This window comes from Caulobacter sp. GW456-12-1-14-TSB4 (assembly GCF_059424195.1).
The window spans coordinates 112,155-127,223 of sequence record NZ_JBWKZF010000016.1 but is presented as its reverse complement, the minus strand read 5'-3'; the positions used below and the strand labels follow the sequence as shown (position 1 = coordinate 127,223).

Here is a 15,069-nt window from a genome sequence, read left to right as displayed (position 1 = left end):
GCGCCCGTGATCATGTTCTTCACGTAGTCGGCGTGGCCGGGGCAGTCGACGTGCGCGTAGTGACGGTTGGCCGTCTCGTACTCGACGTGCGCGGTGTTGATCGTGATGCCGCGGGCCTTTTCTTCCGGCGCGGCGTCGATGTCGGCGTAGTTCTTAGCGGTCGCGCCGCCCGACTTCGCCAGCGTGATCGTGATCGCGGCCGTCAGCGTCGTCTTGCCATGGTCAACGTGACCAATGGTGCCGATGTTGCAGTGCGGCTTATTACGTTCGAACTTTTCCTTGGCCATCTTCTTAGCTCCAGGACCCCAGCGGGGCCTTTATCAAAACAGGTTGGACGTCTGGGGTTGGGTCGGAAGGGGCCCATAGAGCCCCTTCCCAATCCTGCGTCTAGGCTTTTCCGAAACGGAAGGCTTAGGCGTACTTCTTGATCACTTCGTCGGCGACGTGTTGCGGCACCGGATCGTAGTGGTCGTAGACCATGCTGAACTGAGCGCGGCCTTGCGACATACCCCGCAGGGTGTTCACGTAACCGAACATGTTGGCCAGCGGCACATAGGCGTTCACGACAGTCGCGTTGCCGCGCATGTCTTGACCTTGGATCATGCCACGGCGGCTGTTCAGATCGCCGATGACCGAACCCAGATACTCTTCCGGGGTCACGACCTCGACCTTCATGATCGGCTCGAGCAGCTTCGGGTTACCCTTCTCGCGCAGTTCCTTGAAGGCGGCGCGCGAGGCGATTTCGAAGGCCAGGACCGACGAGTCGACGTCGTGGTACTTGCCGTCCGTCAGGGTCGCCTTGAAGTCGATCAGCGGGAAGCCGGCCAGCAGGCCGTTGTCCTTGACCGATTCCAGGCCCTTCTGGACGCCCGGGATGTATTCCTTCGGCACGGCGCCGCCGACGATCGCGTTCTCGAACACGAAGCCCGAACCCGGCTCGCCCGGTTCGAAGGTCAGCATGACGCGGGCGAACTGGCCCGTACCACCGGTCTGCTTCTTGTGCGTGTAGTCGATGTCGACCTTGCGGCCCAGCGATTCACGATAGGCGACCTGCGGCGCGCCGATGTTGGCTTCGACCTTGTAGGTGCGCTTCAGGATGTCGATCTTGATGTCGAGGTGCAGCTCGCCCATGCCCTTCAGGATCGTCTGGCCCGACTCGTGGTCGGTCGAGACGGTGAAGGACGGATCTTCGGCGGCCAGCTTCTGCAGGGCGACGCCCAGCTTCTCCTGGTCGGCCTTCGACTTGGGTTCGACGGCGATCTCGATGACCGGAGCCGGGAATTCCATGCGCTCCAGGATGACCGGCGACTTCAGCGGATCGCACAGGGTGTCACCCGTGCGGGTTTCCTTCAGGCCAGCCAGGGCGACGATGTCGCCGGCATAGGCTTCCTTGATGTCTTCGCGGTTGTTGCTGTGCATGAGCAGCATGCGGCCGACGCGCTCGCGCTTGTCGCGCGTGGCGTTCAGCAGCGACATGCCGGTTTCCAGCTTGCCCGAGTAGATGCGGCAGAAGGTCAGCGAACCGACGAAGGGGTCGTCCATGATCTTGAACGCCAGAACCGACAGCGGCTCTTCGTCCGAGGCGTGACGCACGACTTCTTCTTCGGTCTTGAAGTCGATGCCCTTGGTCGGCGGGATGTCCAGCGGCGACGGCAGGTAGTCGACGACGGCGTCCAGGAGCGTCTGCACGCCCTTGTTCTTGAAGGCCGAGCCGCAGAGGATCGGATAGAAGGCGCCCGTCAGAACGGCCTTACGGATGCACTTCTTGATGGTGGCTTCCGAGGGCTCTTCGCCGCCCAGATAAGCTTCCATGGCTTCGTCGTCGAGCTCGACGGCGTTCTCGACCAGATAGGCGCGGGCTTCCACGGCCTTGTCCAGCAGGTCGGCCGGGATTTCCTCGTCGCGGAAGTTGGCGCCCAGGGCGTCGTTGTCCCAGACCACGGCCTTCATGCGGACCAGGTCCACGAGGCCCTTCAGGTTCGATTCCGAACCGATCGGGAATTGGATCGGCACGGCCTTCGCGCCCAGACGGTCGCGGATCGACTCGACCGACTTGTCGAAGTCGGCGCCGATCTTGTCCATCTTGTTGACGAACACGATGCGCGGAACGCGGTACTTGTCGGCCTGGCGCCAGACGGTTTCGGTCTGCGGCTCGACGCCGGCGTTACCGTCCAGCACCGTCACGGCGCCGTCGAGGACGCGCAAGCTGCGCTCGACTTCGATGGTGAAGTCGACGTGCCCGGGGGTGTCGATGATGTTGAGGCGCTTTTCTTGCCAGAAAGCGGTCGTCGCGGCCGACGTGATCGTGATGCCGCGCTCCTGCTCCTGCTCCATCCAGTCCATGGTCGCGGCGCCGTCGTGGACTTCGCCGATCTTGTGCGACTTACCGGTGTAATACAGGATCCGCTCGGTCGTCGTCGTCTTGCCCGCGTCGATGTGGGCCATGATGCCGAAGTTGCGGTAGTCTTCGATTTTATGCGTGCGGGGCATAGCGATCGCTCTGCAAACGGGGCGGCCCTAGGCGGACACGACCGGGATTAAACGTGCGGCGCGGGCGGTTTATCTCAAACCGCCCGCGCCTGAAAGAGTGCTGATAGCGAAAAGCTTACCAGCGGTAGTGCGAGAACGCCCGGTTGGCTTCAGCCATCTTGTGGGTGTCTTCGCGCTTCTTCACGGCGGTGCCGCGGTTGTTCGAGGCGTCGAGCAGCTCACCGGCCAGCTTTTCGGTCATGGTGTTCTCACCACGCTTGCGCGCGGCGGTCACCAGCCAACGGATGGCCAGGGCGCGGCGACGGTCCGGACGGACTTCAACCGGCACCTGATAGGTGGCGCCGCCGACGCGGCGCGACCGGACTTCGATCGCCGGGGCGACGTTGTCCAGGGCGGAGTGGAAGGTCTCAAGCGGACCTTGGTCCTTGCGCTTGTTTTCCAGGATGTCGAAAGCACCATAGATGATGTTTTCGGCGACGGCTTTTTTGCCCTCGTACATCACGTAGTTCATGAACTTCGTGACAATCAGGTCCCCAAACTTGGGATCCGGCAGGACTTGGCGTTTCTCGGCGCGACGGCGGCGGGACATTCTTCTTTTTCCTTACTTCGGACGCTTGGCGCCGTAGAGCGAACGACGCTGCTTACGATCCTTGACACCTTGGGTGTCGAGGACGCCGCGCAGGATGTGATAACGGACGCCGGGCAAATCCTTGACGCGGCCGCCGCGGATGAGCACCACCGAGTGCTCCTGCAGGTTGTGGCCTTCGCCCGGGATGTAGCACACGGCTTCGATGCCGGTGGTCAGACGGACCTTGGCGACCTTACGGAGAGCCGAGTTCGGCTTCTTCGGGGTCGTGGTGTAGACGCGCGTGCAAACGCCGCGACGTTGGGGGCAGCCCTTCAGGGCCGGCACCTTGTTCCGGACCGGCTTCGGGGAGCGCGGCTTACGGATGAGCTGGTTAATGGTAGGCATTAAGTCTCTGCTCTGATGGAAGCGTGTGCCTTTCGGCCGGGGCGCTTCAGGTCCTTGTCTTTGTTGTTCTTGGTTCAAGGCTCCGCTTGGAGACCCGATAAACACGAAACTCGCCGGGGCGCGGATGCACACCGGCGGGTTCTTCCCCCCGAGGGGAGAAAGCTCATCGGAACGCACGCGAACGCACGCCTCGAAAAAGAGCGCGGTATGTACTCGCGAAGCCGCCGAACGTCAACCGCCTGTTCCTGCGCCGGTTAACGCCGCCTTAAGGCCCCGTTTGGCGACACGTTTTCGCCACTGGAAGCTGTACAGCTTCTCGCGGGGATGGAGCGCCTTGTCTCGCCCGGCTTGCACACCACGTGGGGAGAGCCGAGACAGGGCCAGGGAGGCCGGGTGAGCGTCAGCGTGAGGACCAGCGGAGACAACAGGCGACGGGCGACGATTCTCGCCGGCTCGCTGCTGCTGCACGTGGCGCTGCTGGCCTGGCTGGCGATTCCCGCACGCCCTCTGCTCGAAGACATGGTCGCCGAGGACCTGTCGGTGATGACCCTGGACCTGCAACGGCCCATCCCCCAGGACTTGCCGGAACCGCGCCCCGCGCCGGCTTCGGCGACGACCGCGCCCTCCCCCGTCCTGCCGTTCGAGGTGCGCGCGCCGACCCGCGCCGCGCCGGCTGGCGTCCCGACCTTGTCGGTCCCCGCCGCCGGCATCGCTCGCCCGGGTACAGCGTACCATCCGGCCCCTCTGCCCGGCGCGAGCGGCGGCGACCTGCGCACGGCCCTTCGCGGCAGCGCCACCGGCTGCGTCAGCGCCGACGCCGTCGGCCTGAACCGCCAGGAGCGCGACAAGTGCGACGAGCGCTTCGGCGCCGCCCAGGCGCGCGGGACCTATGCCGGCCCGATGAACGCGGTCAAGGCCCGCGAGTTCGAGGCCCAGACCATAATGCAGGACCTTGCCCGCAAGGCGAGGGAGGCTCCGATGGGCGTCGGCGTCGATCATCGCAGCAGGGACCAGCCCGGCACGATGAAGGAGATCCCCTTCGTGCTCGGGGCCGAGCAGGACAATCTGGGCAACGCGCTCAACGCCCAGCAGCAGCGCCTCAAGCAGCTGAACGACTATCGCAAGGCCGACGTCCGCGCCAAGCAGCGCTCGCGCGACAACGACCAGCGTTGAGAGACGGGGCGTAAAAAGGGCTTTCATCCGTATGCCCGCCGAATAACCTCCCCGCCAGGTAGGCGCGCGGGCTCAACGGGCGCGCCGTGGTTGTGAGGGGATGTCATGCGGTTTTCCGCTTCGCTTTGTGCTGCCTTGATCCTGACGACGGCGACCGCGCCGTCGGCCGTGCTGGCCCAGGACTATTCGCAGTTTTCCGACGCCGCGCTCGACAAGGAGCTGGCGGCGAAGGCCGACGTGCAGATGTACGTCATGGTGCCGATGCGCGACGGCGTGCGGCTGGCGACCAATGTCTACCGGCCCAAGGGCGCGACCGGGCCGCTGCCGACCATCTTCATCAAGACGCCCTACAACGAGCTGCCCTACAAGGCCGCCAGCACCCGCAACGCGCTGGACGCCATCAAGCACGGCTACGCCCTGGTGCTGCAGAACGAGCGCGGCCGCTACTACTCCGAGGGCGAGTGGGAGATCCTGGGCCATCCGCAGACCGACGGCTACGACACCCTGACCTGGATCGCCAAGCAGGGCTGGTCGAACGGCAAGATCGGCACGCGCGGCTGCTCGTCCTCGGCCGAGTGGCAGCTGGCCCTGGCTGGCCAGAACCATCCGAACCACACCGCCATGGTCCCGCAGGCCTCGGGCGCGGGCATCGGCAAGGTCGGGGAGTTCCAGGAGCAGGGCAACTGGTACACCGGCGGCGTGCCGCGCAACCTGTTCTTCGTCTGGCTGTACGGCGTCGACAACCCGCTGCGCGCCCAGCCGCCCAAGGGCCTGGACTCCCAGACCATCGCGCGCCTCGCCAAGTACAACGACCTGGAGGCCAAGAAGCCCGACGTGAACTGGCCCAGCCAGATCCGCCACCTGCCGGTCAACGAGATGCTGAAGGACCTGGGCGAGCCCAAGGGCACGTTCGAGGAGCTGATCAACCGCGACGGCCCGGCCGACCCGGCCTGGCGCAAGGGCGGCCTCTATCACGACAGCGAGGGCTGGGGCGTGCCGGCCCTGTGGTTCAATTCCTGGTACGACGTGTCGATCGGCCCGAACCTGGCCCTGTTCAACCACGCCCGCGCGGTGAAGTCCGACAAGGAAGCCAGCGACAACCAGTACGCCATCGTCGCGCCCAACAACCACTGCGGCTTTGGGGCGCGCACGCTGATGGCGCCGTTCAAGTCGGGCGACCGCGACCTGGGCAACCCCAATTTCGACAGCGAGAAGGAGGTCTACGCCTTCTTCGACCGCTGGCTGAAGGGCGACGTCAACGCCTTCCCGAAGACCACCCCGGCGGTGCGCTACTACACGATGGGGGCCAACAGCTGGAAGCAGTCGGCCCAGTGGCCGCCGGAAGGCTCGGCTCCGATGCGGCTCTACCTGCGCTCCAGCGGCCGGGCCAACAGCCTGGCCGGCGACGGCAAGCTGACCCCCACGGCCCCGAGCGCCGGCGAGCAAGCCGACCGCTATGCCTATGACCCTGCCAACCCGGTCCAGACCGTCGGCGGCGGCGACTGCTGCAACGGCGGTCTCGTGACGGCCGGCGCCTTCGACCAGCGCGGGGTCGAGGCTCGCGACGACGTGCTCGTCTACACCAGCGAACCGCTGACCGAGGCGATGGAGGTTTCCGGCTTCGTGCGGGCCTTCCTGAAGGTCTCGTCGGACGCCAAGGACACCGACTTCGCCGTCAAGCTGGTCGACGTCGCGCCGGACGGCACGGCCTACATCCTGGGCGACACCATCATGCGCGCCCGCTATCGCGACAGCTACGAGAAGCCCGCGATGATGACCGCTGGCCAGACCTACACGATCAAGCCGACGCCGATCACGACGTCCAACACCTTCCTGCCCGGCCACCGCATCCGGGTGGAGGTGACCTCGTCCAACTTCCCGAAGTTCGTCCGCAACCTGAACACCGGCGGCGCCAATGAGAAGGAGACGAAGTTCGTGGTCGCCAACAACGCCGTGCACCACGCGGCGGGTGAGGAGTCGTATATCGAGCTGCCGGTGGTGGGGCGGAAGTAGGAGCCGGCGCTAAGCGCCTAAGCCGCCCGTCGCATCGACGCCGCGCCGCCGACCTTGAAGCGTTGGACGAGGGCGGCCAGGCCGTTGACCTCATCCAGCAGCGACTGGCTGGAAGCCGCCGAGCGGCTGGCCATGGCCGTGGTGTGCTGCGTCCCCTGGTCCATCTGGTTCACGGCCGTGTTGACCTGCGACAGGCCGGCGGACTGTTCCTGGGCCGAGGCGGCGATCTCGGTGATCACCGCGCTGATCGCGCCGACCTGGTTGGCGATGCGCTGCAGGGTCTCGCCCGCCGCGCCGACCAGCGACACGCCCGACTCCACCTGACGCGCCGAGTCGCCGATGTGGATCTTGATCTCCTTGGCCGCGTCGGCCGAGCGCTGGGCCAGGGCCCGCACCTCTTGCGCGACGACCGCGAAGCCGCGACCGGCCTCACCCGCGCGGGCCGCCTCGACGCCAGCATTCAGCGCCAGCAGGTTGGTCTGGAACGCGATCTCGTCGATCACCCCGATGATCTGGGCCACCTGGCGGGACGAGGCCTCGATGCCGCCGATCGCCTCGACGGCCGAGGCGACGACGTCGCGCGAGCGGCCAGCCTCGGTCTGGGCGTCGCTGACCGCGCGGTGGGCTTCCTTGGCGCCGTCGGCCGTCCTGCGGACGGTGGCGGTGATCTCGTCCAACGCGGCGGCGGTCTCTTCCAGGCTGGCGGCCTGGGCCTCGCTGCGGCGTGACAGGTCGTCGGCGGCCGTGGCGATGCCGCCGGCCCCGGCGTTCAGGCCCGACACGGCCGAGACCACGGCGCCCATGGCGTCCTCCAGCCCCTCGACGGCGCGGTTGAAGTCGGCGCGCAGGCCTTCGTAGTCGTGGGCGAAGGGCTGTGTCAGGCGCACGGTCAGGTCGCCGGCCGACAGGCGGTTCAGGCTCTCGGCCAAACCGCGGACAACCTGCGCCTGCTCGGCCGAACGGCGAGCGCTGTCGGCCCCGGCGGCGTCGCGCTCGGCTTCCGAGGCTTCGCGATGGGCGGCGGCTTCGGCGGCGATGCGGTTCTTCTCCAGGGCCGCGTCACGGAACTGGTGGACGGCGTCGGCCATCAGGCCGATGTCGTCCTGGCGGCCGGCGAACGGCAGGGTGACGGAGAGGTCCCCGCCCATCAGCCGGCTCATGGCGTTGCGCAGCACAGCCAGCGGCGACAGCTGGCGGCGGGTCATCAGCACCGACGCCCCTCCTCCGGCCAGGCCCAGCAGCAGGCAGGCCAGGGCCAGCAGGGTCAGCTGGTGATAGACGGGCTGGAAGTAGTCGGCCTGCGGCACGCCGACATACAGCACGCCGATCACCTGGCCGCTGGCGTCCTTGATCGGGTCGTAGGCGACGAAGAATGGCCGGCCCAGGATCTTGGCCTCACCGCGATAGGTCTCGCCCTTGCCCAGCACCGCGTCATAGACGGGGCCCTTGGCCAGGCTGGTGCCGACGGCGCGCGAGCCGTCGTCCTTGGTGACATTGGTGGTGATCCGCTTGTCACCCATGAAGACGGTGGCCGTGCCGCCGACCAGGGTCTTGACGCGATCGACGCCGTCGAAGTCGCCGTTCAGGGCGTGGTCGCCGACCAGCAGCTTGTCGCCCTGGCGGCTGAACGTCTTGCCGCGCTCACCGATCACGTCCCACGCCACCCGCATGCTGGCTTCCTGCGCCTGCGTCGCCTGACGGCGCGCGAAGTCGAGGGAGCTGTGCGCCACGATCCCCAGGACCGCGACGGTCAGGACGAGGAAGGCGGCGGCGATGGTCAGGCTGACCTTGGTGGAGATGCTGGCGCGCATGGGCTTCTTGGCTTTGATGCAGATCAAGAGCCTGAATGGCGCGTATGGTTTAAAATCTTGATGAATATCAACGTTATGGAAACGTCACCGTAGCCAACCGCGACGTTCGGTCGCGGAAGTTACTCCCAGCGGATGTCGGCTCCGAGCTTGCCCAGGTTCTCCACGAAGTTCGGGTGCGCCCGGCGGATCGGGTCGGCGTTGTCGATCACCGAGGTCCCCTCGATCCCGACCGCGACCAGCAGCAGGGCGATGGCGGCGCGGATGATGTAGGGGCTTTCGACGTCGGCGGCCGGGCTGAGCGGCTGGCCGCCGAAGGTGACGACCCGGTGCGGATCGGCGGCCACGACCTGGGCGCCGAACTTGGTCAGCTCCGAGGTCCAGCCCAGCGCGCCCTCATAGACCTTGTTCCAGAACATCACCGAGCCCTCGGCCCGCACGCCCAGGGCGATGAAGATCGGCAGCAGGTCGGCCGGCACATAGGGCCAGGGCGCGGCCTCGACCTTCTGGATCATGTGGGTGGTGAACGGGCGCTGCACCTTCATCGGCCCGCCGCTGGCCGTGGACCAGCCGTCGGCATGGGTGATGGTCACCCCGAACTTGGCGAAGGTGCGATCCAGCAGCGGGAACTGCTCGGGCACGCCGTTGCGCACCTTCAGCCCCCCACCGGTCAGGGCGCTCAGCGCCAGGAAGGTCGCCACCTCGTGGAAGTCGTCGGCGAAGGTGTAATCCGCGCCGCCCAGGGCTTGGCCGCCCTCGACGTCTATGGCCCCCGCGCCGGCCTCGATCCGCGCGCCCATCAGGGTCAGGAAGCGGCTGAACTCCTGCACGTGCGGCTCGCAGGCGGCATTGGTGATGCGCGAGCGGCCGGGGGCCAACAGCGCGCACATCAGGAAGTTCTCGGTCGTGGTCACCGAGGCGTAGTCCAGCCAGTGCTGGGTCGGGACGAAGGCCGCCGGGGCCTCGATCACCACGCCCTCGGGTTGGGCCGAGACGGTCGCGCCGAACGCGCGCAGCACCTCGACGTGCGGGTCGATCTCGCGCATGCCCAGGGTGCAGCCCTTGCTATCGTCTTCCAGCACCACCTGGCCGAAACGGCGCAGCAGGGCCGGGATCAGCATGATGGTCGAGCGCATCCCGGCCGGCAGCCGCGCCGCGCGGGCGTCCAGGTCGGCGCCGTGGCGCAGCTCGAGCTTGCCGGTCGCGAAGTCGGCCTCGACCACGCTGCCGATCGAGCGGAAATAGTCGAGCAGCTTCCGCACATCGGTGATGTCCGGGACGTTGCGCAGGGTCACCGCCGCGTCGGTCAGCAGGGTGGCGCACAGCACGGGCAGGACGGCGTTCTTGTTGGCCGACGGCGCGATCTCGCCCGCGAGCTTGCGCCCGCCATTCACCCGCAACTTCGCCATCGCCTGTCCTTCTACGCTGAGCGGCGGCACCCTAGTGGATCAGCGCGATGCTTGTCTTGCGGCGATCGCCTACGTCCCCAGAACCTTCCTCAGGGACGCCTCGATCTGGCCGCCGGACCAGGTGTCTCCGTAGTCCTCGCGGGCCTTGTCGGCCAACGCGCGCAGCGGCGGCAGGTCGGCGACGCGGCGGACCAGGGCGGCGGTCCTCGGCGCGGTCTCGTCGAGGAGCTGGCCGATCGGCTCGAAGCGTTCGGCCATCGTGGACCACAGGGTGGCGGTGACGACGTCGGCGATCCCCGGTCCCTCCCCGCCCAGCAGGAAGCCGCTGTCGGCCTTCAAGCCGTGGCGGCGGCCCGTTTCCTCCCAGAACGACATCCACTTCTTCAGGCGCGGCACGAACTCGGCCCAGCGCTTGTCGGTCCACATCTCGCGGCCGCCGTCATTGGTCAGCTCGTCGATGACGTCATTGGCGTCGCAGACGATCTTCAGGATCAGGGCGCGCAGCTCTGGCGTCGCCGGCAGCAGGTCCAGCGTCTCGCCCAGATAGAGGATCACCGCCGGCATCTGGGCGATGGCGACCTTGGCTTTCTTGTCGACCAGCATCGGCGGTCCCATGAACGGGACCGGCATGTCCTTCACGGCGCCGCCCATCAGGTCGGAGATCTTGGCGTCACCGCCTTCCGTCCAGCTCTTGCCGGCATGGGCCAGCACGGCCCGGACGAACTGGCCCCGGAAGGGCGCGGACCAGTAGTAGAGCTCATAGTCGGACATCAGGGGCTCCCGGCGGTGGATGCCCCAGACCAACGAAAAAGGCCCGGGATCGCTCCCGGGCCTTTCCGTAGTTCAGTTCAGACCTAAGCCTATTCGGCGTCCGCCCCGGACGCCCATCGGGCGTCCGAGTTTCCGAGTGTCTCGGACGCCTATTCGGCGTCCGCGAGCGCGATTTCGGCCGGCAGCGGCTCCATCGCTTCTTCGCGCTGCTGGGCCAGCTGCTCGTCGCGCTTGGCGGCGACGCGCTGCAGGCTGCGCAGATAGGAACCCGTACCGGCGGGGATCAGACGACCCACGATGACGTTTTCCTTCAGGCCTTCCAGGGTGTCGGTCTTGCCGTGCACCGAGGCTTCGGTCAGGACGCGGGTCGTTTCCTGGAACGACGCGGCCGAGATGAAGCTCTTGGTTTGCAGCGAGGCCTTGGTGATGCCCAGCAGGACCGGTTGGGTCACAGCCGGACGACCGCCACGGGCGACAGCCTTGTCCTGTTCCTTGTCGAAGTCCGGCTTGTCGAGGTGGTCACCCTTGATCAGGCCGGTATCGCCGGGCTCGAGGATCTCGACCTTCTGCAGCATCTGACGAACGATCGTCTCGATGTGCTTGTCGTTGATCGGCACGCCCTGCAGTCGATAGACCTCCTGGATTTCGTCCACGAGGAAGTTGGCCAGGGCCTCGACGCCCAGGATGCGCAGGATGTCGTGCGGATCCGGGTTGCCGTCGATGATGTACTCGCCCTTGGAGATGAAGTCCCCGTCGTGAACGGCAATGTGCTTGCCCTTCGGGATCAGGAACTCGACCGCCTCGGCCTGGTTGCCATCGGCATCGACGTCCGGGGTGATCTTGATCCGGCGCTTGTTCTTGTAATCCTTGCCGAATTCGACACGGCCGTCCATTTCCGCGATGACCGCGCAGTCCTTCGGACGGCGGGCTTCGAAGAGCTCGGCGACGCGCGGCAGACCACCGGTGATGTCCCGGGTCTTGGCGCCTTCGGTCGGGATACGCGCGATGACTTCACCCGGCTTCACTTCGTCGCCATCGGCGACGGAGAGAATGGCGCCGGCCGACAGGAGGTAACGAGCCTCGCCGCCGTTCGACAGACGCTTGTACGAGCCGTCATCCGACAGCACGCCCATGGCCGGACGCAGGTCCGAACCACGCGCCGACGTACGCCAGTCGGCGATGACGCGCTGGGCGATACCGGTCGCTTCGTCGACTTCCTCGCGGATGGACAGGCCATCGACCAGGTCTTCGGCGCGGATCTTGCCGGCCACTTCGGTGATGATCGGGGTGGTGTAGGGGTCCCAATCGCCGAGGCGCTGGCCGCGCTTCACCGAGTCGCCGTCCTTGACCCGCAGGCGGGCGCCGTACGGCGGCTTGTAGGTTTCGCGCTCCTTGCCGTCGACCAGCACGCTGACCGAGGTGTTGCGGCTCATGATGACCAGCGCGCCGTCGGCGCCAATAACGGTCGGGCCGATCACGCGGACCGTACCCTCGTTCGAGGCTTCGAAGAACGACTGCTCGGCCACCTGGGCGGTGCCGCCGATGTGGAACGTACGCATGGTCAGCTGCGTGCCGGGCTCACCGATCGACTGGGCGGCGATGACGCCGACCGCTTCACCGATGTTCACCGGGGTGCCGCGGGCCAGGTCGCGGCCGTAGCAGGCGCCGCAGACGCCGATCTTGGCTTCGCAGGTCAGGACCGAGCGGACCTTCACCGACTGCACCACGGCCGCCTCGATGGCGTCGGCGATGTTCTCGTCGATATAGGTGTCGGCCGGAACGACCAGCTCGCCGGTGCCCGGATCCTTGACGTCCTCGGCCGTGAAGCGGCCCAGGACGCGGGTGCCCAGCGAGACCAGCACGTCGCCGCCTTCGACGACGGCGCGCAGGGTGATGCCCTTCGTGGTGCCGCAGTCTTCCTCGACGATGATGCAGTCCTGCGCGACGTCGACCAGACGACGGGTCAGGTAGCCCGAGTTGGCGGTCTTCAGCGCGGTGTCCGCCAGGCCCTTACGAGCGCCGTGGGTCGAGTTGAAGTACTCCTGAACGGTCAGGCCTTCCTTGAAGTTCGAGACGATCGGGGTCTCGATGATTTCACCGGACGGCTTGGCCATCAGGCCGCGCATGCCGCCCAGCTGCTTCATCTGGGCTTGCGAACCACGGGCGCCGGAGTGGGCCATCATGTAGATGGCGTTGATTTCCTTCTCGCGGCCGTTCTCGTCCTTATGCTTCATCTGAAGCTCGGCCATCATCTCGTCGGCGACGCGATCGGTGGCCTTGGCCCAGGCGTCAACGACCTTGTTGTACTTCTCACCCTTGGTGATCAGGCCGTCGGCGTACTGTTGCTCGTACTCTTCGGCCAGCGAGCGGGTTTCGGCGACGATGGCCTCCTTCCGCTTCGGGATGATGATGTCGTCCTTGCCGAAGGAGATGCCGGCCTTGGCGGCTTCCTTGAAGCCCAGACCCATGACCTTGTCGGCGAAGATGACCGTCGCCTTCTGACCGCAGTGGCGGTAGACGATGTCGATCAGATTGCCGATTTCCTTCTTGGTCAGCGCCTTTTCGATCAGGCGGTGGCCAATCTGCGGGTGGTGCGGCAGCAGGGCGGCGATCTTCATCCGGCCCGGCGTGGTGTCGATCACCTTGCGCAGCAGGACGCCTTCCGGAGTCATCTCGGTGTGGCGCGCCTTGATCTTGGCGTGCAGCGAGATGACGCCAGCGTCCATGGCGGCTTCGATTTCACCCAGGTCGGCGAAGATCTTGCCTTCGCCCGGCTCACCCTCGCGGGCGACCGACAGGTAGTACAGACCCAGGACGATGTCCTGCGACGGCACGATGATCGGGCGACCGTTGGCGGGCGACAGGATGTTGTTGGTCGACATCATCAGGACGCGCGCTTCCAGCTGAGCTTCCAGGCTCAGCGGGACGTGCACGGCCATCTGGTCGCCGTCGAAGTCGGCGTTGAACGCGGCGCAGACCAGCGGGTGCAGCTGGATGGCCTTGCCCTCGATCAGCTTCGGCTCGAACGCCTGGATGCCCAGACGGTGAAGCGTCGGCGCGCGGTTCAGCATGACCGGGTGCTCGCGGATCACCTCTTCGAGGATGTCCCACACCTGCGGCTGCTCGCGCTCGACCATGCGCTTGGACTGCTTGACGGTGCCCGACAGGCCCTTGGCGTCCAGACGCGCGTAGATGAACGGCTTGAACAGCTCCAGCGCCATCTTCTTGGGCAGGCCGCACTCGTGCAGCTTCAGCTCGGGACCGACCACGATGACCGAACGGCCCGAATAGTCGACGCGCTTGCCCAGCAGGTTCTGACGGAAGCGGCCTTGCTTACCCTTCAGCATGTCGGCCAGCGACTTCAGCGGGCGCTTGTTGGCGCCCGTGATGACGCGACCGCGACGGCCGTTGTCGAACAGGGCGTCGACCGACTCCTGCAGCATCCGCTTTTCGTTGCGGATGATGATGTCGGGCGCGCGCAGCTCGATCAGGCGCTTGAGGCGGTTGTTACGGTTGATGACCCGGCGATACAGGTCGTTCAGGTCCGAGGTCGCGAAGCGGCCGCCGTCCAGCGGCACCAGCGGACGCAGTTCCGGCGGGATGACCGGGACGACCGTCAGCACCATCCACTCGGGACGGTTGCCCGACTCCTGGAAGGCTTCCAGGATCTTCAGGCGCTTCGAATACTTCTTCTGCTTCATGTCCGACACGGTGCCGGCCAGTTCCTCGCGCAGACGCTCGGCCTCTTTCTCGAGGTCGATGGCCTTCAGCAGGTTCTGGACGGCCTCGGCGCCGATCTCGGCGGTGAAGCTGTCGTCGCCGTACTCTTCCTGGGCGCGCATGTAGTCGTCTTCCGACAGCAGTTGGTGCTGCTTCAGCGGGGTCAGGCCCGGCTCGGTGACGATATAGTATTCGAAGTACAGGACGCGCTCGATGTCCTTCAGCGGCATGTCGAGCATCATGGCGATACGCGACGGCAGCGACTTCAGGAACCAGATGTGGGCGACCGGCGAGGCCAGTTCGATGTGGCCCATGCGCTCGCGACGGACGCGGGCCAGGGTGACTTCAACACCGCACTTTTCGCAGATGATGCCCTTGTACTTCATGCGCTTGTACTTGCCGCACAGGCATTCGTAGTCCTTGGTCGGGCCAAAGATACGGGCGCAGAACAGGCCGTCACGCTCGGGCTTGAACGTGCGGTAGTTGATGGTTTCCGGCTTCTTGATCTCGCCGAACGACCACGAGCGGATCTTTTCCGGCGAGGCCAGCGAGATGCGGATCTGGTCGAAGGTCGGAGCGGCCTGGACCGGATTGAAGATGTTCAGGACTTCCTGGTTCATCTTGGTTCCTTCTGCGGGACTGCCCGCGAAAATTCAAAGTGGAGAGGGCTGAAGAGGAGGCCCCTCCCCGGCGATTACGCCGAGGAGGGAGA

The 15,069-nt window shown here is 66.3% G+C and carries 10 protein-coding genes and 1 pseudogene; 3 read left to right on the top strand and 8 right to left on the bottom strand.

Going from position 1 to position 15,069, the window contains the following annotated elements; all coding sequences use genetic code 11:
* From AC07YH_RS16240 to rpsL, 4 genes are all read right to left on the bottom strand, one after another.
* Positions 1-287 (bottom strand): GTP-binding protein (locus AC07YH_RS16240; RefSeq protein ID WP_494747997.1); only part of this gene is annotated, 287 nt, incomplete at its 3' end.
* Positions 288-411: 124 nt separating this feature from the next.
* A complete protein-coding gene (fusA, locus tag AC07YH_RS16235) occupies positions 412-2,490 on the bottom strand; it encodes an elongation factor G (RefSeq protein WP_494747996.1) in 2,079 nt (692 codons plus the stop codon).
* Positions 2,491-2,605: 115 nt separating this feature from the next.
* Positions 2,606-3,079: a 30S ribosomal protein S7 gene (gene rpsG / locus AC07YH_RS16230; protein WP_007661568.1), complete on the bottom strand. Its 474-nt coding sequence runs from the start codon at positions 3,077-3,079 to the stop codon at positions 2,606-2,608.
* 12 nt (positions 3,080-3,091) lie between these two features.
* Positions 3,092-3,463 carry a 30S ribosomal protein S12 gene (rpsL, locus tag AC07YH_RS16225; protein ID WP_004624021.1) on the bottom strand — a complete coding sequence of 124 codons (372 nt, stop codon included), beginning with the start codon at positions 3,461-3,463 and terminating at the stop codon, positions 3,092-3,094.
* A gap of 23 nt (positions 3,464-3,486) precedes the next feature.
* Here rpsL and AC07YH_RS16220 point away from each other — a divergent pair.
* The 3 genes and pseudogenes from AC07YH_RS16220 (at position 3,487) to AC07YH_RS16210 (ending at position 6,649) form a co-directional block, all read left to right on the top strand.
* Positions 3,487-3,732, top strand: a pseudogene (locus tag AC07YH_RS16220) (hypothetical protein).
* A 136-nt stretch (positions 3,733-3,868) separates the two neighbouring features.
* The gene (locus AC07YH_RS16215) at positions 3,869-4,636 is read left to right on the top strand and encodes a hypothetical protein (RefSeq protein ID WP_494747995.1); all 768 of its coding nucleotides are present in this window, start codon (positions 3,869-3,871) and stop codon (positions 4,634-4,636) included.
* Positions 4,637-4,741: 105 nt separating this feature from the next.
* Positions 4,742-6,649, top strand: coding sequence for a CocE/NonD family hydrolase (locus tag AC07YH_RS16210; protein WP_494747994.1), 1,908 nt, complete (start codon positions 4,742-4,744; stop codon positions 6,647-6,649).
* Positions 6,650-6,666: 17 nt separating this feature from the next.
* On the opposite strand, the gene AC07YH_RS16205 is transcribed toward AC07YH_RS16210, so the two are convergent.
* The 4 genes from AC07YH_RS16205 to rpoC all read right to left on the bottom strand — a co-directional run bounded on the left by AC07YH_RS16205 (position 6,667) and on the right by rpoC (position 14,977).
* Complete coding sequence (locus AC07YH_RS16205; protein ID WP_494747993.1) at positions 6,667-8,460, bottom strand: methyl-accepting chemotaxis protein; 1,794 nt, start codon at positions 8,458-8,460, stop codon at positions 6,667-6,669.
* A gap of 119 nt (positions 8,461-8,579) precedes the next feature.
* Positions 8,580-9,866, bottom strand: a complete 1,287-nt coding sequence (locus AC07YH_RS16200; RefSeq protein WP_494747992.1) for a UDP-N-acetylglucosamine 1-carboxyvinyltransferase — start codon at positions 9,864-9,866, stop codon at positions 8,580-8,582.
* A 69-nt stretch (positions 9,867-9,935) separates the two neighbouring features.
* Complete coding sequence (gene gst / locus AC07YH_RS16195; protein ID WP_494747991.1) at positions 9,936-10,637, bottom strand: glutathione transferase, Atu5508 family; 702 nt, start codon at positions 10,635-10,637, stop codon at positions 9,936-9,938.
* A 149-nt stretch (positions 10,638-10,786) separates the two neighbouring features.
* The gene (gene rpoC, locus AC07YH_RS16190) at positions 10,787-14,977 is read right to left on the bottom strand and encodes a DNA-directed RNA polymerase subunit beta' (protein WP_494747990.1); all 4,191 of its coding nucleotides are present in this window, start codon (positions 14,975-14,977) and stop codon (positions 10,787-10,789) included.
* Positions 14,978-15,069 lie beyond the last annotated feature (92 nt).

Bases quoted from the DNA above. Each gene is read 5' to 3' on its own strand.
- AC07YH_RS16210 (WP_494747994.1), top strand. From the start codon at position 4,742: ATGCGGTTTTCCGCTTCGCTTTGTGCTGCCTTGATCCTGACGACGGCG.
- fusA (WP_494747996.1), bottom strand. From the start codon at position 2,490: ATGCCCCGCACGCATAAAATCGAAGACTACCGCAACTTCGGCATCATG.
- AC07YH_RS16205 (WP_494747993.1), bottom strand. From the start codon at position 8,460: ATGCGCGCCAGCATCTCCACCAAGGTCAGCCTGACCATCGCCGCCGCC.
- rpsL (WP_004624021.1), bottom strand. From the start codon at position 3,463: ATGCCTACCATTAACCAGCTCATCCGTAAGCCGCGCTCCCCGAAGCCG.
- rpsG (WP_007661568.1), bottom strand. From the start codon at position 3,079: ATGTCCCGCCGCCGTCGCGCCGAGAAACGCCAAGTCCTGCCGGATCCC.
- gst (WP_494747991.1), bottom strand. From the start codon at position 10,637: ATGTCCGACTATGAGCTCTACTACTGGTCCGCGCCCTTCCGGGGCCAG.
- AC07YH_RS16200 (WP_494747992.1), bottom strand. From the start codon at position 9,866: ATGGCGAAGTTGCGGGTGAATGGCGGGCGCAAGCTCGCGGGCGAGATC.
- rpoC (WP_494747990.1), bottom strand. From the start codon at position 14,977: ATGAACCAGGAAGTCCTGAACATCTTCAATCCGGTCCAGGCCGCTCCG.